17 protein-coding genes are annotated in these 19854 nt (G+C 49.0%); 12 read left to right on the top strand and 5 right to left on the bottom strand.

Annotated features, from left to right (window positions below; translation table 11 throughout):
- Positions 1-4 precede the first annotated feature (4 nt).
- Positions 5-3481: a transcription-repair coupling factor gene (gene mfd, locus LG288_RS07145; protein WP_404399453.1), complete on the bottom strand. Its 3477-nt coding sequence runs from the start codon at positions 3479-3481 to the stop codon at positions 5-7.
- Between the two features lie 81 nt (positions 3482-3562).
- On the bottom strand, positions 3563-4186 hold the full coding sequence (locus tag LG288_RS07140; RefSeq protein ID WP_404399452.1) for a PilZ domain-containing protein: 624 nt from the start codon (positions 4184-4186) through the stop codon (positions 3563-3565).
- Between the two features lie 84 nt (positions 4187-4270).
- On the opposite strand from LG288_RS07140, the gene LG288_RS07135 reads away from it, so the two are divergent.
- Genes LG288_RS07135 through LG288_RS07125 form a run of 3 tightly spaced genes read left to right on the top strand, consistent with a single transcriptional unit; the run spans position 4271 to position 7430 of the window.
- Positions 4271-5509 carry a lipoprotein-releasing ABC transporter permease subunit gene (locus tag LG288_RS07135; protein ID WP_404399451.1) on the top strand — a complete coding sequence of 413 codons (1239 nt, stop codon included), beginning with the start codon at positions 4271-4273 and terminating at the stop codon, positions 5507-5509.
- Entirely contained in the window at positions 5502-6197 is a 696-nt protein-coding gene (lolD, locus tag LG288_RS07130; protein WP_404399450.1) for a lipoprotein-releasing ABC transporter ATP-binding protein LolD, read from the top strand. The genes LG288_RS07135 and lolD overlap by 8 nt, the downstream gene beginning before the upstream one ends.
- Before the next feature lie 3 nt (positions 6198-6200).
- On the top strand, positions 6201-7430 hold the full coding sequence (locus LG288_RS07125) for a lipoprotein-releasing ABC transporter permease subunit (protein ID WP_404399449.1): 1230 nt from the start codon (positions 6201-6203) through the stop codon (positions 7428-7430).
- Between the two features lie 8 nt (positions 7431-7438).
- Here the strand turns inward: LG288_RS07125 and LG288_RS07120 are convergent, their stop codons facing one another.
- On the bottom strand, positions 7439-7957 hold the full coding sequence (locus LG288_RS07120; RefSeq protein WP_404399448.1) for a DUF2062 domain-containing protein: 519 nt from the start codon (positions 7955-7957) through the stop codon (positions 7439-7441).
- 43 nt (positions 7958-8000) lie between these two features.
- Between LG288_RS07120 and LG288_RS07115 the strand changes: the two genes are divergently transcribed.
- From LG288_RS07115 to kdsB, 5 genes are read left to right on the top strand one after another with little or no spacing between them, the layout of a single operon-like run.
- Positions 8001-10331: a DNA internalization-related competence protein ComEC/Rec2 gene (locus tag LG288_RS07115; RefSeq protein WP_404399447.1), complete on the top strand. Its 2331-nt coding sequence runs from the start codon at positions 8001-8003 to the stop codon at positions 10329-10331.
- 58 nt (positions 10332-10389) lie between these two features.
- Positions 10390-12135, top strand: coding sequence for a lipid A export permease/ATP-binding protein MsbA (msbA, locus tag LG288_RS07110; protein WP_404399446.1), 1746 nt, complete (start codon positions 10390-10392; stop codon positions 12133-12135).
- Between the two features lie 3 nt (positions 12136-12138).
- Positions 12139-13119 (top strand): tetraacyldisaccharide 4'-kinase, encoded by a 981-nt coding sequence (gene lpxK, locus LG288_RS07105; protein ID WP_404399445.1) that lies wholly within the window; start codon positions 12139-12141, stop codon positions 13117-13119.
- Positions 13120-13129: 10 nt separating this feature from the next.
- The gene (locus LG288_RS07100) at positions 13130-13327 is read left to right on the top strand and encodes a Trm112 family protein (protein WP_404399444.1); all 198 of its coding nucleotides are present in this window, start codon (positions 13130-13132) and stop codon (positions 13325-13327) included.
- Positions 13324-14082: a 3-deoxy-manno-octulosonate cytidylyltransferase gene (kdsB, locus tag LG288_RS07095; RefSeq protein ID WP_404399442.1), complete on the top strand. Its 759-nt coding sequence runs from the start codon at positions 13324-13326 to the stop codon at positions 14080-14082. The genes LG288_RS07100 and kdsB overlap by 4 nt, the downstream gene beginning before the upstream one ends.
- Before the next feature lie 24 nt (positions 14083-14106).
- Here the strand turns inward: kdsB and LG288_RS07090 are convergent, their stop codons facing one another.
- On the bottom strand, positions 14107-15453 hold the full coding sequence (locus LG288_RS07090) for a KamA family radical SAM protein (RefSeq protein WP_404399441.1): 1347 nt from the start codon (positions 15451-15453) through the stop codon (positions 14107-14109).
- Between the two features lie 132 nt (positions 15454-15585).
- Here LG288_RS07090 and LG288_RS07085 point away from each other — a divergent pair, with 132 nt between their 5' ends.
- A complete protein-coding gene (locus LG288_RS07085) occupies positions 15586-16566 on the top strand; it encodes a hypothetical protein (RefSeq protein WP_404399439.1) in 981 nt (326 codons plus the stop codon).
- Positions 16563-17450, top strand: coding sequence for a pentapeptide repeat-containing protein (locus tag LG288_RS07080; protein ID WP_404399438.1), 888 nt, complete (start codon positions 16563-16565; stop codon positions 17448-17450). The genes LG288_RS07085 and LG288_RS07080 overlap by 4 nt, the downstream gene beginning before the upstream one ends.
- A 46-nt stretch (positions 17451-17496) precedes the next feature.
- On the opposite strand, the gene LG288_RS07075 is transcribed toward LG288_RS07080, so the two are convergent.
- On the bottom strand, positions 17497-18777 hold the full coding sequence (locus LG288_RS07075; RefSeq protein ID WP_404399437.1) for a citrate synthase: 1281 nt from the start codon (positions 18775-18777) through the stop codon (positions 17497-17499).
- Positions 18778-19116: 339 nt separating this feature from the next.
- Here LG288_RS07075 and sdhC point away from each other — a divergent pair, with 339 nt between their 5' ends.
- Both sdhC and sdhD read left to right on the top strand, forming a co-directional pair.
- Complete coding sequence (sdhC, locus tag LG288_RS07070; RefSeq protein WP_404399435.1) at positions 19117-19491, top strand: succinate dehydrogenase, cytochrome b556 subunit; 375 nt, start codon at positions 19117-19119, stop codon at positions 19489-19491.
- The gene (gene sdhD, locus LG288_RS07065) at positions 19485-19832 is read left to right on the top strand and encodes a succinate dehydrogenase, hydrophobic membrane anchor protein (protein ID WP_404399434.1); all 348 of its coding nucleotides are present in this window, start codon (positions 19485-19487) and stop codon (positions 19830-19832) included. The genes sdhC and sdhD overlap by 7 nt, the downstream gene beginning before the upstream one ends.
- Positions 19833-19854 lie beyond the last annotated feature (22 nt).

The raw sequence follows: 19854 nt of genomic DNA, 5'->3' as shown, positions 1-19854 counted from the left end.
GTTCTTACTCCTGTGAAAACTCAGTTAATAAAGACTCTATCAGTTCCAGCCGGGTCTGGGTATCTTCCAGTGGCTGGCTGATACGCAAACGGCTGGGGCCATCAAGCTTATAGTGCTTAGGTGCCTGCTGAATAAGGCCAATAATGCTCTCCGGTTTGACTTTGGTTTCGTTGCCAAACTCAATCATACCGCCCTGATTACCCATATCAATTTTACGGATGCCTAGTAATTCGGCTCGATTTCGTAAACTGGTCTGGCGGATCAGATTTTTAGCCGCATCGGGTAATAAGCCAAACCGATCAATAAGTTCGACCTGGATATCCTCAAGCTGCTGCTCACTGTCACTACTGGCTATACGCTTGTATAAACTCAGTCGGTTATTAACGTCCGGAATGTAGTCGTCCGGTAGTAATGCCGGGATGCGCAGGTCGATTTCTGAGCGACTGCGGGTTAAACCTTCCAGAGAGGGTTGCTTGCCTTCTTTCAGGGCCTGTACTGCCTGTTCCAGCATGTCCATATATAAGGTAAAACCAATGCTTTCGATTTGTCCACTTTGCTCATCGCCAAGTAATTCACCAGCGCCGCGAATTTCTAAGTCATGGGTTGCCAGCATAAAGCCGGCGCCGAGATCTTCCAGCTGGGCTATGGCCTCCAGGCGCTTTGCAGCATCTTTTGTCATGCGTTTCGGGTGCGGCGTTAATAAATACGCGTAAGCCTGATGGTGTGAACGACCCACACGCCCACGAAGCTGATGCATCTGAGCCAGACCCAGGTGATCGGCGCGGTTCATGATGATGGTATTGGCACTGGGAACATCAATGCCGGTCTCAATAATCGTGGTACAAACCAGCACATTAAAGCGCTGATGGTAAAAGTCGGACATTATTCGCTCCAGGTCACGTTCGCGCATTTGTCCGTGAGCCAGGGTAATACGAGCTTCCGGAACCAGCACTTCCAGATCGCGGGCTACTTTGTCGATGGTTTCAACGTTGTTGTGCAAGAAGTAAACTTGGCCGCCGCGTAAAATCTCCCGTAAAATCGCTTCTCGCACTGTGGCATCGTCCGCCTCACGGACAAACGTTTTTACCGACAGTCGCTTGGCCGGAGGCGTCGCAATAATCGACAAGTCACGAATATTATTCATCGCCATATTCAGGGTGCGAGGAATGGGCGTTGCTGTCAGAGTTAAAATATCGACATCAGCCCGCATGCGCTTAATCGTTTCTTTTTGCCGCACACCAAAGCGATGCTCTTCGTCAACGATTAACAGGCCAAGATCATGACATTTGACATTTTCCTGCAGTAATTTGTGGGTGCCGATGATGATATCAACCTGACCAGATGCTAAGTCCTCGAGGATTTGCTTTGACTGCTTGGCGGTTTTAAAGCGCGACAAAACTTCTACTCGCACAGGCCAGTCAGCAAAACGGTCTTTAAAATTTTCATAATGCTGTTGTGCTAATAACGTCGTCGGCACCAGGACCATCACTTGTTTACCGTCATTGACGGCAATAAAAGCGCCGCGCATAGCCACTTCGGTTTTACCAAAGCCAACATCTCCACAAACCAGCCGGTCCATTGGCTGAGGTAGCTGCATGTCGGCTTTTAATGCACTGATGGCCTGCTGTTGATCAATGGTTTCTTCAAAGGGAAAACCACTGGCAAAGCGCTGATAATCGTCTTCGTTAATGCTAAATCCATAACCTGATTTGGCTTCCCGGTGAGCATAGACATCGAGTAACTCGGCAGCGACATCGCGGACTTTTTCAGCGGCCCGTTTTTTGGCTTTTTCCCAGCTGTCATTACCCAGCTTATGTAACGGCGCATGATTGTCTTCACCACCGCTATAGCGACTCAGCACATCAAGAGAAGAGATTGGTACGTAAAGTTTTGAGCCTCCGGCGTACTCAATGGTGACAAATTCGGTCGTCACTGAACCGGCATCCAGAGTTGTCAGGCCCTGATAACGGCCAACACCATGATCAATATGAACCACGGCCTGGTCAATTTGCAGCTCGGCCAAATTGCGGATTAGAGTATCGGGGCTGATTGTGGCTTTTTGATCGCGTCGCCGGCGCTGCGCGATTTTATTGCCGAGCAACTCGGTTTCGGTGATAAACCAAAGTTTGTCGGCATTTAGGTGAAACGAGTTGACGATCGGACTTACCAGCAGCCCGACCTCAGACTCAGATGCTAAAAACTCATCCAGGCTATTAACCAGCAGCGGGCGCCAGCCCAGCCGGCTAACGGTTTCACGGAGGGTTTCTTTTCGACCGGCGCTTTCCGCAGACAACAACACACGCTCGTTATTTGACAGCGCCTGGTCAATCAGTTTAGCCAACCCGGCAAAGGGCTCTTTTTGCTGATGGTTAGCGGCAATATCACTGACCAGCCCGGTATCAAACTGATGCGGGCCAGGAGCTGGCTTATCAGCAGGAATGGCCGTGCGGACCCGGCGCAGCTGTTTAAAGCCGGCATGCACTTCGTTAACCGGTAAATACAGCTCGTTAGGATGAAGTAAGGGGCGCGCTTTGTCGTAACGGCGTTGTTCGTAGCGGTGGTTAATATCCGTCCAGAGCCGTTCCAGGGCCCCTTGAATGTCACCGTGAGAGACCAAAACCGTATTATCGGGTAAGTAATCAAATAAGCTGGCAGTATGTTCAAAAAACAGCGGCAAATAATATTCGATGCCGCCGGGCAGCTGCGACTTACTGACTTGCTGGTACACTGAATCGCGTTCAGCAGTTATCTCGAAACGTTCGCGAAACTGGCTGCGAAATAACTCAATGCCCGTTTTGGTCAGCGGGAACTCGTGCGCAGGTAAAAGTCTGACCTGACTGACCGGCTGCTGAGAAAGTTGCGTCTCCGGATCGAACGGCCGGATGGTATCAAGCTCATCATCAAAAAAGTCCAGTCGATAAGGCTGTGAACTTCCCATTGGGAAGAGGTCCAGAATTGAGCCTCTGGAGCTAAATTCACCGTGCTCCATAACTTGATTAACCGGACGATAGCCGGCTTGTTCGAGTTGCTCACGCAGCGCGAGGCTATTGAGCTGTTGGCCAACGCTGAATTCCATTGCCTGACTTTGGACAAAGGTCTTTGGTGCCAACCGTTGCATCAAGGTATTCACACTTACAATTAGTGCGCCTCGTTTGGCGGCGGGTAAGCGCGCCAGCACACTCAGTCGTTCGGAGATTATATCCTGATGTGGTGAGAAACTGTCGTAGGGCAAGGTTTCCCAATCCGGGAACAGCGTAATATCGTCGTGATATTCAGTGTCTTCTCCGGCAAAATAACGAACTTCCTGTTCCAGCCGATGCGCTTGATTTGCGTCAGCAGTGACGATTAAAACCCGCCCCGGTGTTTGATCAATGAGCTTGGCTATGGCCAGGGCCTCTGAGCTGCCGCGCAAGTTAACCCAGCTGACATCGCGTTCAGCAGAATCAGGAAAGGGAGGCTTTAATACAGAAACTTTTGGCATGACCACTCAACTACCCAGACAGAAACAATGTGGGCATTATACTGATCTGGCAGCGATTTTGGATGCCTGGCAACGGATAAATCAGGTGTTTTCGTTGTTTTCGCTATTTTCACGTTTTCGTTGTTGTGCCCGGCGCTTTAACTGACGGCTTTGAGCATGCAGGCTGGCGCGGATCAGATGCTCTTGATCCTGTTCGCTTATTTGCGCGAATTCCAGCGTCATTTGATGACTGTCTGAGGTATCATCGTCACAGTTTTGAATACAGCGCAGATAACAAAAAATTGCTAGTGACTCCGCTTTCAAAAAAAGCTTCGCCTGAAATAGCTGGCCGGCAGCAAAGGTCTGCTCGCTTTCCACACGAATGCCGCCGCCGCCAAACTCGACACCATTAAAGCGGTGCTGTGGCTCATCTTCGTAACGCAATAAGTACCCCAACATAGTGATCATGCGCTGATTCATATGCTCTAAAAACATACCTAGCGTCGGACTGTTTTGTGACTCCAGCCGCAGCTTTTCCAGCAGGTCTTTATCGGCACCTGCCATATCTGAGGCCATTTTAAACAGCTCTGGCATTTGTTGTTCAAACTGCTCGTCATCCGGCACTGTGGCATCGCCACTTAATGGCAATAAATTAACCGAGAATAGTTCGTTAACGGTAAAGAAATCACCAATTTGTTGTGTTTGCATCACTGGGGAATTACTCATATTCCGCCCTTTTAGTTGTCAGCCCTAACGTAACTCATTATCCTTGCTGCTAATGATTACGCAAGATTAGATTTTGAGAGGGTAATGTTTCAACCGGTATCGCTTTTTATCGCCTTACGCTATGGGCGCGCCCAAAAAAGCTCGGCTTTTACCCGCTTTATCAATCGCTTTGCGTTATTTGGTATTGCTCTTGGCTTAATGGCACTAGTCGTTGTTATGTCCGTCATGAATGGTTTCGAAAACGAGTTGAAACAGCGGATTCTTGGCGCTGTTCCCCAGGTAAAATTGACATCTGAGCGGGCACTGGAGAGTTGGTCAGAGCGACAGGAGCAGTTACCCCGGCACCCACAAGTTAAGTCCGTGATGCCTTATGTCCAGACCCAGGCCTTATTACAGACTCCCGGAGAGATGGTTGTGGCTGTCGCCCGTGGCAGGCTTAGCCAGGTAAGCGCAGATGATCCTGCTGCGGGGCTGCCGGAGGTGCTAAGCCAGGCACTGCAGGTTGGCGACTGGCAGCAGTTAGGTGCCGGAGACTACCACCTTATTATTGGCCAGGGCGTTGCCGGCAGGCTTGGGGTAAGTATCGGCGATAAAATACGACTGATAACCTCAGAAGGCGCTGTTTATACCCCCTTTGGTATGGTTCCTGCGCAAAGACGTTTTACGGTTACCGGAATTTTCGCGTTGCAGTCAGAGCTGGACAATAACCTGGTGGTTGCCAACGCAGAAGATCTTAATCGCTTAACCCGTCGACCGGCACAATCGGTTGAGGGCTTTCAGCTGCAGCTAAATGACGCTTTTGCCGCGCCTGAGGTTGCCGCTTATTACCGGCAGCACAGCGACTATCAGGTAACCGACTGGCGGCAACAGTTTGGTCAGCTGTTTGATGCGGTTGCTATGGAAAAGCGCATGATGTGGCTGATGCTGGCATTAATCATTGCGGTGGCGGCTTTTAATACGCTGTCGGCACTTATCATGGTGATTAACGAAAAACGTAACGATATTGCGATTTTGCAAACCCTTGGCCTGACCCAGGCACAGATACGACGGGTGTTTTTACTGCAGGGCAGTTATAACGGCCTGGTGGGAACAGCTTCGGGTCTGCTGCTGGGGTTACTAGTCAGTTATTACCTGAACCCCCTGTTAACACTGTTTGGGGTCGACTTAATGGCGATTAATGCCACTGGCCTGCCGATTGTTGTCCAACCGGGTCAATTAGTTGTGGTTGCCGTTGCGTCACTATTGCTGTGTTTAGCAGCGACCATTTACCCTGCCATGCTGGCTGCTAAAACCCAACCCTCGGAGGCATTACGCTATGACTAACCCGCTATTAGCAGGGCAGAAAATCAGTAAGGTATTTGACGACGGTGGTGGTCAGACTGAGGTGTTGAATGCGGTGGACTTTAGCATTAACGCTGGTGAAATGGTCGCCATAGTCGGGGCCTCAGGTTCGGGCAAAAGTACCTTAATGCATATTTTGGCGGGGTTGGATCAGCCAAGCGCAGGAGAAGTCTGTTTTCAGGGCGAAGCACTGACCGGCTGGAGTGCCAGCCGGCTGGCACGCTGGCGTAATCAAAATCTCGGCTTTGTTTACCAGTTTCATCATTTATTACCCGAGTTTGATGCGTTAGAAAATGTCGCCATGCCGTTGCTGATTGCCGGCTACAGTAAAACCGATGCGCGGCAACAGGCGATGGAATTACTACAGCGGGTAGGGCTTGCCGAACGCATGCATCACCGCCCGGCACAACTGTCCGGCGGCGAGCGTCAGCGCGTTGCGGTGGCTCGTGCGTTTGCTAATCAGCCGCAACTGATTATTGCGGACGAGCCGACCGGTAATCTTGACGGCGAAGCAGCAGAGGCGGTTTATCAGCTGATGCTACAGCTGAATCAGGAACGGCGAACGGCCTTTATTGTTGTTACCCACGATGAGCGCTTAGCGGCTCAACTGCAGCGTGTCGAGCGCCTGCAGCGGGGCCAGTTACAGCTCAATGAGCAAGCAGGGAAGTAGGCCGTGTTAACCTGGAATATTGCCCGCAGGTTCAGAAAAAATAGCTCAGCACAGGGTTTTTTGTCCTTTATTTCGACCTCTTCAACCCTGGGTATCATCCTCGGTTGCGCGGTACTTATCGCCGCCTTGTCGATGATGAATGGTTTTCAGAATGCATTACAGGATAAGTTGCTGAAAGTTGTGCCACATGTTGAGTATCAGCGCGTTTCCGGAACTTTTGATAACTGGCAGCAAATTGCTGGCGTCGCGCAAGCCGATGAAGCGGTAGTGGCAGTCAGTCCGGTTATTCAGAAAACCGCAATGGCCCAGTCTGGCCGACAATTTAAAGGCGTTGTGCTGCAAGGTATCGAGCCGCAGATGTCGGCCTCGGGCATCAACGACTTTATTAGCGCGGCAGCAATGCGTGCCTTAAGCCAGTCACCAAGCGGAATCATTCTCGGCGCCGGGCTTGCAGAAACGCTGCAGTTAACTGTCGGAGAACAAGTGACCTTATTGCTGGCGCAACAGGGTGAAAGGGCATTCCAGTCGCCCCGGCGGCACACACTCACTATCGTCGGTTTATTTGAATTCGGAGGTGAGATCGACCATCAGAACGCCTATGTGTCATTGTCGACGGCTCGTCAGCTGGCAGGCATTGACAGCGGCGTTACCGGCATTCGGCTGACATTACGCGACGTGTTTGACGCACCCCAGGTTGCGCAACGCGTGGGTAATAAACTGCCTGATTTAGTCTATGTTAATCACTGGATGCGGACTCACGGTCATTTGTATCGTGATATTGAACTGGTACGGACGGTTATTTATTTGGTGCTGGTGTTAGTGATGGCAGTTGCCTGTTTTAATATTGTGTCCACTTTGGTGCTAACAGTAACAAAAAAACGTTCGCAGATTGCGATGCTGAAAACCATGGGTCTCGTTGACCAAAAAATCGTTATGATTTTTGTCTGGCAGGGTCTGCAGAATGGTTTAAGGGGCGCCTGTTGGGGGGCCTTGGCAGGTAGTTTGCTGGCGTTAAGCTTGCCTGACCTCATGTTTTGGCTGGAGCAGGCTCTGGCGTTACAGCTACTGAACGATGACGTGTACTTTGTTAGCAAAATTCCGTCACAGCTGCATTGGCAGGACGTCGTTTTAGTAACCTCAGTGGCGTTAGCAATGAGTTTGCTGGCTACCCTTTACCCTGCCTGGCGGGCGACACGGGTTGCTCCGGCCAAAGCGCTGCATGGCGGTCACTAAGCTTTTTCTTAAGAATGGCGGGATCCGGGGCGATTACGCCAGGCATTGACCACAGACTGTCTCCACAGTAAACGGATCAGCAAATAACTAATGATGCTGGCGATAGTACCCATGGCTAAGCAGCCGAGTAACAGTGACGGACCGATGGTCGAGACACTATCTACCAACCATTGCCAGCTCAATTCAAAGGTAAAAGGCTGCGGCGGGGCAGCCAGCATCCAGTTACCCAGGCGGTAGCAAAGATAAAACATCGGTGGCATAGTGATTGGGTTGGAAACCCAGACCAGACCAACGGATAATGGAAGATTGACCCGAAATGGAATAGCAGCAGCGGCTGCAACCAGCATCTGAAAAGGTATCGGGATAAACGCAGTAAATAAGCCAACGGCAAAAGCGCCGGAAGCCGAACGGCGGTTTAAATGCCAGAGATTGGCGTCGTGCAGCAGGCTGCCGAACAGGCGAATGGCCCGCGACTGCCTAATCTTGTTGTGATCAGGAACCAATTTTCTGATTACCCGTCTTGCCATGAAACTACCTGCTAAATTGAATTAACGCTTTCCGGGAGCAACGATGGATCGTTGTTTAATCATGTTTGTCTTAGGCGTCGGTTTGGGCCTGCGCACCGCAGCGGAAAGCCCTTATCTTAGCATGGGGCTGACGCTGCTTTTTGCACTGCTCGTTACTTTGCTGCCACCAACAGCTGTTCCGCGAGCACGGACAGTAGCGACATTAGTTACTTTTCTATTTTGCGGCATCACAGTCGCTACTGCAAATATTAATTGGCAACATCACCAGCAACAGCAGCTAACTCAATTCGAAAGCCTTCAGCCAATGACCGTAGTTGTGACCAGCCTGCCGGTCAAGTTTAACACCCATATCCGCTTTGTTGGTAAAGTTATCCGGGGGCACTCTCTTGATAAGGGTTTTTTAGGTGCGCCGCGACTAAGATTTAGCTGGTATGGCAAAGCGCCGCAACATTTGCAGCTTGGCCAGCTATGGCAACTTAACGTCAAGGTGAAACCGGCCAGGAATTATTGGAACTGGGGCAGTACCGATTATCTGTTGCGGCTTAGCCGGCAGGGTATTACTGCGTTGGCCACAGTTCAGTCCGGTCAGTTGCAACAGGCAGGCAAACCAGTCCGGGCCCGGATAGCGGAACGTTTAGCGCAACATCCAGATCAGCAAGGGGCCATCTTAGCTGCACTCAGTGTGGGTGTCAGGCATTTGATGAGTGCTGAACAACGACGGCATTGGCAATACAATGGGCTGACCCACGCACTGGCTATTTCGGGCTTGCACCTGAGCCTGGTTGCCTGGGCAGGGCTTTTGCTGGGACGGGTAATTGTCAGCCGGGTTTTAAGCTGGCGCTGTAAAGCCGGACAATTGGAACAACTGAGTGTACAGCGGCTGAGTTTTTTGTTTGCTTTGCTGGTGGCTTTCGGGTACGCCTGGTTGGCTGACTTTGCTATTGCCACTGTGCGTGCGCTCATTATGTTCACTGTACTGGGCTTACATCAGATTCTGGCCTTACGCATCAGTCCCTGGCAGTTAGTTTTACGGACCGTTGCGGTTTTATTGCTGATTGACCCGCTGGCCTGGCTGGATGTCGGTTTTTGGTTATCCGTCAGTGCGTTGTTGACAATTTTTACCACAATCTGGCGCTGGCAGCAGGCCGGCGGCGCGGGGCTTGTCAGTCTGGTGCGTTTGCAACTGATGTTCCTCATTATTATGGCCCCTTTATCGTTGCACTGGTTTGGCGGGATTTCGTTATTGGCACCCTTAGTCAATTTACTGGTGCTGCCTGTTATCAGTCTCTGGCTGCTGCCGCTGGCTCTAAGCGGCACGCTGGCAGAAATTTTTTATGCACATCAGTTTGCCGATAACCTGTGGTTTCTGGCGTCGCTGCCGCTGCAGGTAATCGCCCCGTTTTTGAAGTTTACTGCAGCGCTGGACTTTAACTGGTGGCAGCCGCAGATGGACATTCCGTTAACAACTTTGGTGCTGGTGATGGTGCTGACACTACTGCCGATTGGGCGTGTTTTTTACAAATGGGTACTGTTAGGCTCGTTGCCGTTGGTGAGCTATGCTTTTAGTGTCAGTCATCCGCGGGATCAGACTTTTTATCTGCATGTGTTGGACGTTGGCCAGTCCCAGGCGGTTGTCATCGAACGGGCCGGACGAGCCTGGCTAATTGATACGGCCATCGGTTATAACAGCGGTTATAGCCTTGCTGCGAGCGTTATTGAGCCGTTTTTGCAAGCACGACAGTTGCAGCTGGAAGCTGTCTGGGTCAGTCATAAAGACCGTGACCACAGTGGTGGGATGGAATATCTGGCGCAACGTTATCCCGACATTTTGTGGTTTGGCGCGTTGACATCGCAGCCTTGCCGGCAGGGTATGGAGGGTAGCTGGAATGGTATACAGTGGACGGTGCTCTGGCCTGAAGTCGGGCCTGAAGTCGGGCCTAAACCCGGGCCTTCGCAGCAGGCGGGTTCCCTAAGTTCCAACAACGCATCCTGCGTGCTTTATTTGCGCTATAAAAATTTTACCGTACTGCTGCCCGGCGATATCGAATTTTCTGCCGAGCGGGAAATTGCTGAAAGCCTTGGCTTTCCTGCCGTTGATTTACTGCTTGCACCCCACCACGGCAGCCGCACATCCAGTGGCTGGTTGTTACTGAAACAGGCGCAGCCTTCATTAATTTTAATCAGCAACGGGGACCACAAAGGCTATAACTTCCCTCATCAATCTACCACAAACCGCTATCGGCAAATGCAGCGGAGCTGGTTCAGTAGCAAGGACTACGGTCAGTTGAGTGTCGCCAGCAATGGTTATCAGTGGCGCCTGCTATTACCTTTTGAAGAAAAACGAGGGCGTCTAATCTATCGTGATGATGACTAGCCACTTGTGCTATAAAACGGGTAGAATGCTGGGATATTTAGCAACTTAACGAGATTGCATGGACTCTCAGAGCCAAAAAAAGAAAACCTTTAAACGTTTACTCGGTTATATAAAGCCGTACAAGTTAACCTTTGCCTTTGCGATACTCGGTATGATCGGTTTTTCTGCGATTGATACCTGGTTTTTTTCACAGATAGAAACCTTAATCGATGATGGCTTAGCTAAAGGCAATTCGACTATTTTGTTTTACGGTGGTTTGATTGTACCGATATTTTTTATCATACGCGGACTCTTTAACGTTGCCAGTAACTACTTTTTGAATTATGTCGGTTTTAAAGTGGTTACCCGCATGCGCCAGCAGCTGTTTGAACACCTGATGAAAGTGCCGGTCAAGTTTCATGATCAACACTCCACCGGCGAACTGATTTCGAAGATTACCTACGATACGCAACAAGTGGCAGAAGCCACCAGCCGCGCTGTATTAATTCTGGTAAAAGACGGCGCTTTTGTTATCGGTTTATTAGGGTTGATGTTCTATCAAAGCTGGCAGCTATCACTGGTATTTCTGGTGGTAGGACCTATCATTGCCAAAATCGTTGCGGTTGTTTCAAAACGTTTTCGTACTGTCAGCGGCCGCATCCAGACTGCCATGGGCAATGTCACCACAACCGCAGAGCAAATGATAAATGGCCATAAAGTGGTCGTTATGCATGAAGGGCAAAAGGTGGAATCGAAACGTTTCGCCGAAATTAATAATAATACCCGTAACCAGAACATGAAACTGGTTAATACCCGTGCTATCAGTACCTCAGTTATTCAGTTTATTGCCTCTTTAAGCCTGGCGATGGTACTGATCCTGGCGAGTTTTCCGGAAATGCTGGAAGAGCTATCACCGGGTGCCTTTACTACCCTGTTAACGGCGATGATTATGTTGCTGAGGCCGCTCAAACAGCTAACGAATATCAACAGTGACTTTCAGCGCGGGATTGCCGCTGCCACCAGTGTCTTTGATATTTTAGACCAACCGGTTGAAGTTGATAAAGGCTCCTTACAAGTGGACCGGGTTAAGGGAGATCTGGTATTTGATCATGTGACATTTACTTATCAGCAGGGTGATGAGCCCGCACTTAAGAACATCAGTTTTAACTTACAACCGGGCAAGACCCTTGCTTTGGTAGGCCGTTCGGGCAGCGGTAAATCAACCATATCCAGCTTGTTAACGCGCTTTTATGATGTCAGCGACGGACAAATCTTGCTGGATGGCCATAACTTACAGGAATACAACCTGAAGTGCCTGCGCCGTCAATTTGCTCTGGTATCTCAACATGTCACTTTGTTTAATGACACCATCGCCAATAATATTGCTTATGGGGCGCCTGCGGATGTATCGCACGAGGATATTATGGAAGCGGCCGAGCAGGCTTATGTGACCGAGTTTACAGAAACCTTGCCTAATGGCTTAGATACTATCGTCGGTGAAAATGGCGTTATGTTGTCGGGAGGCCAGCGTCAGCGAATTGCTATTGCCCGGGCCTTATTGCAGGATGCGCCGATTTTAATTCTGGATGAAGCGACTTCAGCACTGGATACCGAGTCGGAAAGGCATATTCAACAAGCTTTGGGAGCTTTACGGAAAAACCGGACTTCATTGGTTATTGCACATCGACTGTCGACTATAGAAAATGCTGATGAAATTCTGGTACTGGACAACGGTGAGATCGTAGAACGGGGCGATCATCATAAGCTACTGGAGCAGCAAGGCCCTTACAGTCAGTTATATAATTTACAATTTAGTGGTGGTTAGTCGATGACCTGGCTTCAAAGCCTCTGGTATAAAAAACGTCTGCATCCGGCTTTGTACTTGTTGGTGCCATTGTCGCTGCTATTCTGGTTGCTGACCAATCTTCGCCGGTCGTTATACGTTTTTAAACTGCTGCCGCGTTACCGGGCTTCAGTACCGGTTATTGTGGTGGGTAACATCAGTGTCGGCGGTACCGGTAAAACACCGTTAACAATCGCTTTAGTTGATTATTTGCGAAAAGAAGGTCACCAACCCGGCATCGTCAGTCGGGGCTATGGTTCTACTGCTGAATACCCCCACGATGTGCAGACCGGTGACAGTGCGCAGAAAGTTGGCGACGAACCGTTAATGCTGCGGCGCAAAACGGGTTGCCCCGTAGTTATCGCACCAAAGCGCTCAGCAGCAGTGGAAAAATTATTGCAAACGCATTCAGATGTTAACCTGATTATCAGTGATGATGGCCTGCAACACTACGCGTTACAACGCGATATCGAGCTGATTTTAATTGATGCAGAGCGTGGCATAGGTAACGGATGGTTATTGCCGTGTGGGCCGCTACGGGAAGGCCCCTGGCGTTTAAAAGGTGCTGACTGGGTGATGTCTTTATATGCGCAGCACCCATTTGCACGCTATGTATGCGAAGTTAAGTCCAGAGGCTGGCGAAAAGTTGCTGATGATAGTTCGGTGAACGCCCCGGATGAAGAATGCTATGCCGTAGCCGCGATTGGTAATCCACACCGGTTTTTTAATAGTTTACGTGAGCAAAATCTAGAGCTCGACCAGTGTTTTGCGTTTCCTGACCATCATCAGTTCAGTCCCGGGGATTTCTCGCGGTTAACTGATAAGCCGGTGTTAATGACCGAAAAAGACGCAGCAAAATGTCGCGATTTTGCTGCTGGCGACTGGTACTATCAACCGATAGAAGCGCAACTTCCCGGTCAATTTACTGCCGCTTTGATTAAGCGGCTGGAACAATTACAAAAATGAGGAATAGTCGATGAGTATTGACAGCAGCACGTTAGAAATTATCGCTTGCCCGAGTTGTAAGGGAAAGCTGACTTACTGGCAGTCAAATAACGAACTAGTCTGTCGCGGCGAACAATTAGCCTATCCGGTCGAGGAAGGTATTCCAGTACTCATTGCCGATAAGGCCCGCACCGTTGATGCCACAGAGCTGGAGCAGGTGCCGTCATGAGCTTTACGGTAATCATTCCGGCCCGTTATCAGTCGTCGCGGTTACCGGGTAAGCCGCTGGCCGATATTGGCGGTAAACCCATGATCCAGCACGTTTTCGAGCGGGCTCTGCAAAGTGGTGCTGCCGAAGTTATTGTTGCCACCGATGATCCGCGTATCGAGAACGCTGTGACTCAGTTTGGCGGACGGGCAATGCTGACTTCAGACAAACATCAGTCAGGGACCGAACGCCTGGCAGAGGTTATCGGGCAGCTGGCTTTTGCCGAAGATGAAATTGTTGTTAATGTGCAGGGAGACGAACCCTTTATACCGCCGGAAATTATTCGTCAGGTAGCAGATAATCTGGCTAATCAGCGGCAGGCCGCCATGGCGACTTTGTCAGTTCCTATTGACGATGCCGAGCAGATGTTTAACCCCAACGTGGTTAAAGTAGTGCGTGATTCAGCGGGCTATGCCCTGTACTTTAGCCGCGCAGCGATTCCCTGGCACCGCGATACCTTTGCCGACGATGGCAAGGCGACAATCTTTGATAGTGACATCTACCAGCGACATATTGGTTTGTACGCCTACCGCTCCGGCTTTGTACGCCGCTATGTCGAATGGCCGGCGTCGCCACTGGAGCAAATTGAGTCATTAGAGCAGTTGCGCGTGTTATGGCACGGCGAGCGGATTCATGTGGCTGAAGCGATTAAAACACCTCAGCCCGGCATCGATACAGCAGACGACCTAAACAACGCCCGCCGTTTACTCGGCTAACCTGCGCCATGGCTGTTATCGCTATCAGTCGATAGCAGCCATTTTTGCGTACTCGTCCTCGAAAAAGAATTTATCCTCGCCAAAGGCTGGCTTTAAGTCGTTTAACCAGGTTGCGTTAGGGTCATATTGAGCGAAGAACGGCCGCTGTACCCAGTCAGGATTGCGCCCCTGGATAAAACGTAATGCGAAAACCTTCTCTCCGGCAACCTCGGTGACCCCCTGGATTTCTACTTTTCCGGGGCCGGCACTCATAGAAGGCCCCCTGACGGTACGGGCTACGCCGGAAACCTGCTGGTAGGCTTTACGGAAAATCTGCCAGGTTTGTTCAAGTGGTACTTCAAAATAACGCTTGGCACCGGTATCTCGCTCAATAAACATATAATAAGGGATCATTCCCATATTAACCTGTTTGTTCCACATTGTTGCCCAATCATCGGGATTATCATTAATATGCCGCAACAGCGGTGCCTGACAGCGAATCTGCACACCGGTACTGCGAAGTCGCCGAACCGCTTCCTGACAAACATCCGTGCGCAGCTCGTTAGGGTGGTTCAGGTGGGCCATGATGGAAACATGCTTACCGCCTTTGACCAGTTTTTCCAGCAGTCTGAGTAAGCCGTCGGCATCGGGGTCGGTAATAAAACGGTAGGGCCAGAAAGTCAAAGCCTTGGTACCCAGGCGAATGGTTTTGATGTGTTCGAATTCAGGTTGTAAAAGCTTCTCAAGATAGTGCTGCAACTTGTGCGTGCGCATCACCATCGGGTCACCGCCGGTAACCAACAAATCGGTCACTTCTTTATGCTGTGCCAGATAGCGATGCAGCTGGTCTGCATCATTAGAGTTAAAACGTGTTGCTTTACCCACGAACTGAGCCCAGCGGAAACAAAAAGTGCAATAAGCGTGGCAGTACTGACCCTGAGCAGGAAAAAATAAAACGGTCTCACGGTACTTATGTTGCATCCCCGGCAGGGGCTCACCGTCGACGTGAGGCACATTCATTTGCATTTGCCCGGCGGGGTGCGGGTTCATTTCCTGGCGTAATCGTGTGGCCAGATCAAAAACTTCATTGGTGGTATGCTTAGCTGACATTAAGTCAGCCATGCGCTGAAAAGCAGAGGGTTCAAGCATTTCTTTTTGTGGAAAGGTTAGCTGGAACAGCGGGTCATTGGGTACATTTTCCCAGTCGATAAGTTCGTTAAAAACGTACTCATTGACCCTGAAGGGCAGCACATTGGCAACGACTTTCATTTCAAAACGCATGTCTGAAGGAACTTTCTTCAGGGCTTCTATCTTGTCCAGCTGTCTGTGCTGATAAACTTTGAAGCGCCGCGGAGTGATGACGGGTTCCTGTACATTAACTACTTGCTGCATAAGCCTCTCTGTTTTTGACCACACCAAAAAGCCCTGTAGTATAAATAAAAAGAGGTGTTATTGCACGTAGCGCCGGGCATATAATTGAATGTACTCTAAATAACTGATTTGGATAACTATTGACGGAACGCAATGAGCCAAAAAATTCAGACTAAACTAAATGACAGTGCCCACATCTGTTCTCATGATAATGGCAAAAATACGCCTTGCGGGTATCATCAGAGCCGGGTTCATTGTCAGTTCGCAGCAATAAAAGACGACTTACTGCAGACCTCGCAGGACAGTTTTCATGGGTTTTTAAAAGAAGGGCCTTCGACTACCCAGTTAGCAAAATGGTTTTCTGAAACTAATTTACCCGCCGGTAGCTGGTATTTAGTCAAAGAGCAGCGCATGTGGCTAAAGCAGCGGTTAGTCGAACGATTTAATGAGCATAAGTCATCGCAACCTTTACAGGTAATGGTCGCGGGCGTAGCGAGTTATGTTCACGCATTGGGTCAATTATTACTTTACCTCGAAGCTTTGCAGGAGTCGCAGTCTAAAATTAATATCGTCGTTACTTTTGTTGACCGTTGTGATTTTCCGCTTAAGCAGATTGCTGGGTTTTTAGAGGCAATCAAGAGTAAAGCATTTTTCCGCTACAAATTTAAAATCGGTGATGAAAAGTTTACTTGCTGCAAGCAGCTTGACAAAGAAATTCGGGAAAAACGCGAGCAGCTTAAGCAAATTGAAGTGCTATACCGGTTCGGTGATCTGAGCGACGCGTCTTTATTCCCCAGCCGACAGTTTGACGTAATAACTGAGCACTTTATGACATCTTTACTGTATAAAAAATTCGATTCAATACGGCCGATTAGGGCAAATTACGCTTATTGGTTAAAGAATGATGGACGGCTGTTGAGCGCAGATGGTTTGCGGACTGACTCTGAACTTTATCAGGTGTTTACTGAGCTTAACCGCGACCTTGGCCTGATTGTTGACGCAGAGAAAAGTGTACCGGTCTGGGACCCCTACGGTCTGCAACAAGAAACCTTTCAGAATATCCTCGAAGGAAATAAGCAACGGCGAATTAGTGTAGAACTGGATAACACCTTATCGGAATTTGTAAAACAATGACCCAACGAACATTTCACGGAGACGAACTAAAAGGCAAAAACTTAAGCTTAAATGATCTCAGCGGCTGTGTTTTTGATGAGTGTGATTTGACCAATACAGCTTTTACTGAAGCTAATCTGCAGGGCGCTACCTTCAATAGGTGTCGCAGTGATAAAGATGGCTACACGAAGTTTTCAACAGCTAATTTAAGGCAGACATGTTGGCACGGCTGCCAGCTCGAAAATGCCGATTTAGACGATGCTGACGTAACTCAGGCGAGTATACGGAATTCCAGCTTTAAAGGAGCGACAGCACGTAATTCACACTGGGACGATTCACGCTTAGATGCGGTCGATTTTTCAAACGTTGACTTTGATTTAGCCAGTTTTCGAAACGTTAAAGTCATCCGCGTTAAGTTCCGTCCTGCGTTGACTACGGGCATTAGCCATTTCCTGCGTCTGTTAAAACAGCCGCGTACGAGCAAACGAACCATATTCACAGCCGGGACTGAGCTGTCGCCATTTATTGAGTATTGCTCGCGAGAATACCGCCTGTCTCAGTTGCTGCTCGAAATTGAGGAATTGTCGTGGTACAGAAAACTGCCAAGAGTTCTGTTTGCGGCATTTATCGGACTGATTTCTGATTTTGGCCACTCATTGTCACGCTGGCTGATATCATCTTTGTTGATAGTGAGTAGCTTTGGCATTTATTTCAGTCTTGCCAAGCCTGACGCTTTTTCCGATTTCGGCATTGCCTGGCACCACTCATTGTTACATTTTATTAATTTAGGAAGCTTTTCGCTGGCTACCAATGGTATTGCGCAGACGCTGCTTAATGTAATTGGCTATTTTATGCTGGGTATATTGATATCAATCATTACCAATCGATTTGTCAGTCGCTGGTAATAAAAAACGCCTCGTAGGAGGCGTTTTTTCGTCAAAGTGACTTTGATCACTTTTTAATCGGACTGAATTCACGTTCTGTGTAGCCAGTATACAGTTGGCGAGGTCGGCCGATTTTCTGGCTTTCTTCGCTCATCATTTCGTGCCAGTGCGATACCCAGCCGACTGTCCGTGACAGCGCGAAGATAACAGTAAACATGTTGGTCGGGATGCCAATGGCTTTTAACACGATACCGGAGTAGAAGTCGACGTTGGGGAACAACTTCTTCTCGACGAAGTAATCGTCTGACAGAGCGATACGCTCAAGTTCCATGGCTACGTCCAGCAGTGGGTCATCACGGTTAAGCTCTTTCAGTACTTCGTGACAAGACTCACGCATTACTGTGGCACGCGGGTCCATGTTTTTGTATACACGGTGACCAAAGCCCATTAAGCGGAAAGGATCGTTTTTATCTTTCGCTTTCTCAATGTACTTCGGAATATTCTCTACCGAACCAATTTCAGCCAGCATCCGCAAACATGCTTCGTTGGCACCGCCGTGCGCAGGCCCCCACAAAGACGCAACACCCGCTGCAATACATGCATAAGGGTTCGCACCGGAGGAGCCAGCCAACCGAACTGTCGAGGTCGAAGCATTCTGTTCATGGTCGGCATGTAAAATAAAGATACGGTCCATTGCCTTAGCAACGGCTGGGCTGATTTCATAGTCCTCGGCCGGTACTGAGAACATCATATTAAGGAAGTTTTCAGCATAACCCAGGTCATTACGTGGGTAGACGAAGGGTTGACCCATGCTAAATTTATAGGCCATTGCAGCGATCGTCGGTATTTTTGCGACTAAGCGGTAGGCGCTGCGTAAGCGTTGGTTTTCGTCATGGATATCCAGGTCATCGTGGTAAAAAGATGACAGGGCGCCAGTTACTGCGCAGAGCATCGCCATTGGGTGAGCATCGCGTCGGAAACCATTAAAAAAGTTATGCAGACCCTGATGCACCATCGTATGTTTGGTGATGGTTTCCTTAAAATCCTGATATTGCTTTTCATCCGGCGCTTCGCCATGCAGCAGCATGTAGCAGACTTCTAGATAATCTGCTTTGGTCGCCAGTTCACCGATCGGATAACCGCGGTGCAGTAGCATACCTTTTTCACCGTCGATGTAGGTAATAGCCGACTCACAAGAGCCTGTTGCCAGAAAGCCTGGATCAAAGGTGAAAAAACCATGTTTTCCTAGCGTGCGAACATCGACTACATCTTTACCGGCTGTCGGTGACAAAACCGGCAATTCGATTGATTGCCCCTCAATCTGTAATGTGGCTTTGCGATCAGCCATAAGGAAATCTCCTTGCTTGTACTTTTGAAAAGTGCGCTAATTTAACGCTAAATTGGTGTCAAATGTCAATTTATGTCAAACGGCGAGAATTATCTGGCATTAGTAATACGTCACTGAGCCTACAAGAGGATTAACATTTTTTTGCTAATTAGACTTTAGTCTTAGATTGCTGATGAATCCAATTTTAGCCTATTTTCGTTACTAGGTTTGTCGTTGTAATTGCACGGCATGCTCGATATACTCAACGCCGTCGAGGTGGCACTTGGGTTATCATAACAGCTTAGAGATGCGCCGGGCATTCTTTACATTTCTTTAGTGCTTTTTAAAAGGCAAGCTATCGTGAAAAAAGAAAGACCTGTAAACTTAGACTTATCAACAATAAAACTTCCTGCCGCTGCCAAAGCATCCATTTTGCACCGTATTTCTGGTGTGGTTATGCTCATTGCGCTGGCCTTTTTAACTTGGGCATTTGCAACCTCTCTGGAAGGTCCTCAGGGTTTTGCTCACGTTGAAAGCCTGATGACTGGCTTTATCGCCAAGTTCATTGGCTGGGGTATTTTGACAGCGTTAGGATTCCACTTAATTATCGGTATTCGTCACTGGGTGATGGATTTGGGTTACTGGGAAGAACTTGACTCAGGTCGCATCAGTGCGAACGTATTTATAGCTTTATCAGTTATCTGGGCTGTACTGGTAGGAGTGTGGTTATGGTAAAAGCGGCTGGAACACTTGGGCGTACGGGTTCGCATGATTATCTTTTGGTCCGTGCATCCTCAATAATTATCTTTTTATACACTTTGTTTATGGTTGGTTTTTTTGTCTCAACGGCAGATGTAACTTACCAAAACTGGAGTGGACTGTTCGCAAACGTTTGGATGCAGGTATTTACCTTGCTGACGTTGACCGCAGTACTTATCCACGGTTGGATTGGTATCTGGCAGGTTTTAACCGACTACGTTAAAGCGTCGGGTGTCAGAGCATTCATTCAATTCGTATTCAGCGTCGGGTTAATCGTCGTTTGGCTCACTGGCTTGTTTGTACTGTGGGGTGTTTAAGTGAACGTTAAAACTTTAGAAT

Origin of the sequence: Idiomarina seosinensis, assembly GCF_044797955.1 — a bacterium.
Lineage (GTDB): Bacteria > Pseudomonadota > Gammaproteobacteria > Enterobacterales > Alteromonadaceae > Idiomarina > Idiomarina seosinensis_A.
This window is presented reverse-complemented; position numbering and strand designations above follow the sequence as displayed.

Bases quoted from the DNA above. Each gene is read 5' to 3' on its own strand.
- mfd (WP_404399453.1), bottom strand. From the start codon at position 3,481: ATGCCAAAAGTTTCTGTATTAAAGCCTCCCTTTCCTGATTCTGCTGAA.
- LG288_RS07140 (WP_404399452.1), bottom strand. From the start codon at position 4,186: ATGAGTAATTCCCCAGTGATGCAAACACAACAAATTGGTGATTTCTTT.
- LG288_RS07135 (WP_404399451.1), top strand. From the start codon at position 4,271: ATGTTTCAACCGGTATCGCTTTTTATCGCCTTACGCTATGGGCGCGCC.
- lolD (WP_404399450.1), top strand. From the start codon at position 5,502: ATGACTAACCCGCTATTAGCAGGGCAGAAAATCAGTAAGGTATTTGAC.
- LG288_RS07120 (WP_404399448.1), bottom strand. From the start codon at position 7,957: ATGGCAAGACGGGTAATCAGAAAATTGGTTCCTGATCACAACAAGATT.
- LG288_RS07115 (WP_404399447.1), top strand. From the start codon at position 8,001: ATGGATCGTTGTTTAATCATGTTTGTCTTAGGCGTCGGTTTGGGCCTG.
- msbA (WP_404399446.1), top strand. From the start codon at position 10,390: ATGGACTCTCAGAGCCAAAAAAAGAAAACCTTTAAACGTTTACTCGGT.
- lpxK (WP_404399445.1), top strand. From the start codon at position 12,139: ATGACCTGGCTTCAAAGCCTCTGGTATAAAAAACGTCTGCATCCGGCT.
- LG288_RS07100 (WP_404399444.1), top strand. From the start codon at position 13,130: ATGAGTATTGACAGCAGCACGTTAGAAATTATCGCTTGCCCGAGTTGT.
- kdsB (WP_404399442.1), top strand. From the start codon at position 13,324: ATGAGCTTTACGGTAATCATTCCGGCCCGTTATCAGTCGTCGCGGTTA.
- LG288_RS07090 (WP_404399441.1), bottom strand. From the start codon at position 15,453: ATGCAGCAAGTAGTTAATGTACAGGAACCCGTCATCACTCCGCGGCGC.
- LG288_RS07085 (WP_404399439.1), top strand. From the start codon at position 15,586: ATGAGCCAAAAAATTCAGACTAAACTAAATGACAGTGCCCACATCTGT.
- LG288_RS07080 (WP_404399438.1), top strand. From the start codon at position 16,563: ATGACCCAACGAACATTTCACGGAGACGAACTAAAAGGCAAAAACTTA.
- LG288_RS07075 (WP_404399437.1), bottom strand. From the start codon at position 18,777: ATGGCTGATCGCAAAGCCACATTACAGATTGAGGGGCAATCAATCGAA.
- sdhD (WP_404399434.1), top strand. From the start codon at position 19,485: ATGGTAAAAGCGGCTGGAACACTTGGGCGTACGGGTTCGCATGATTAT.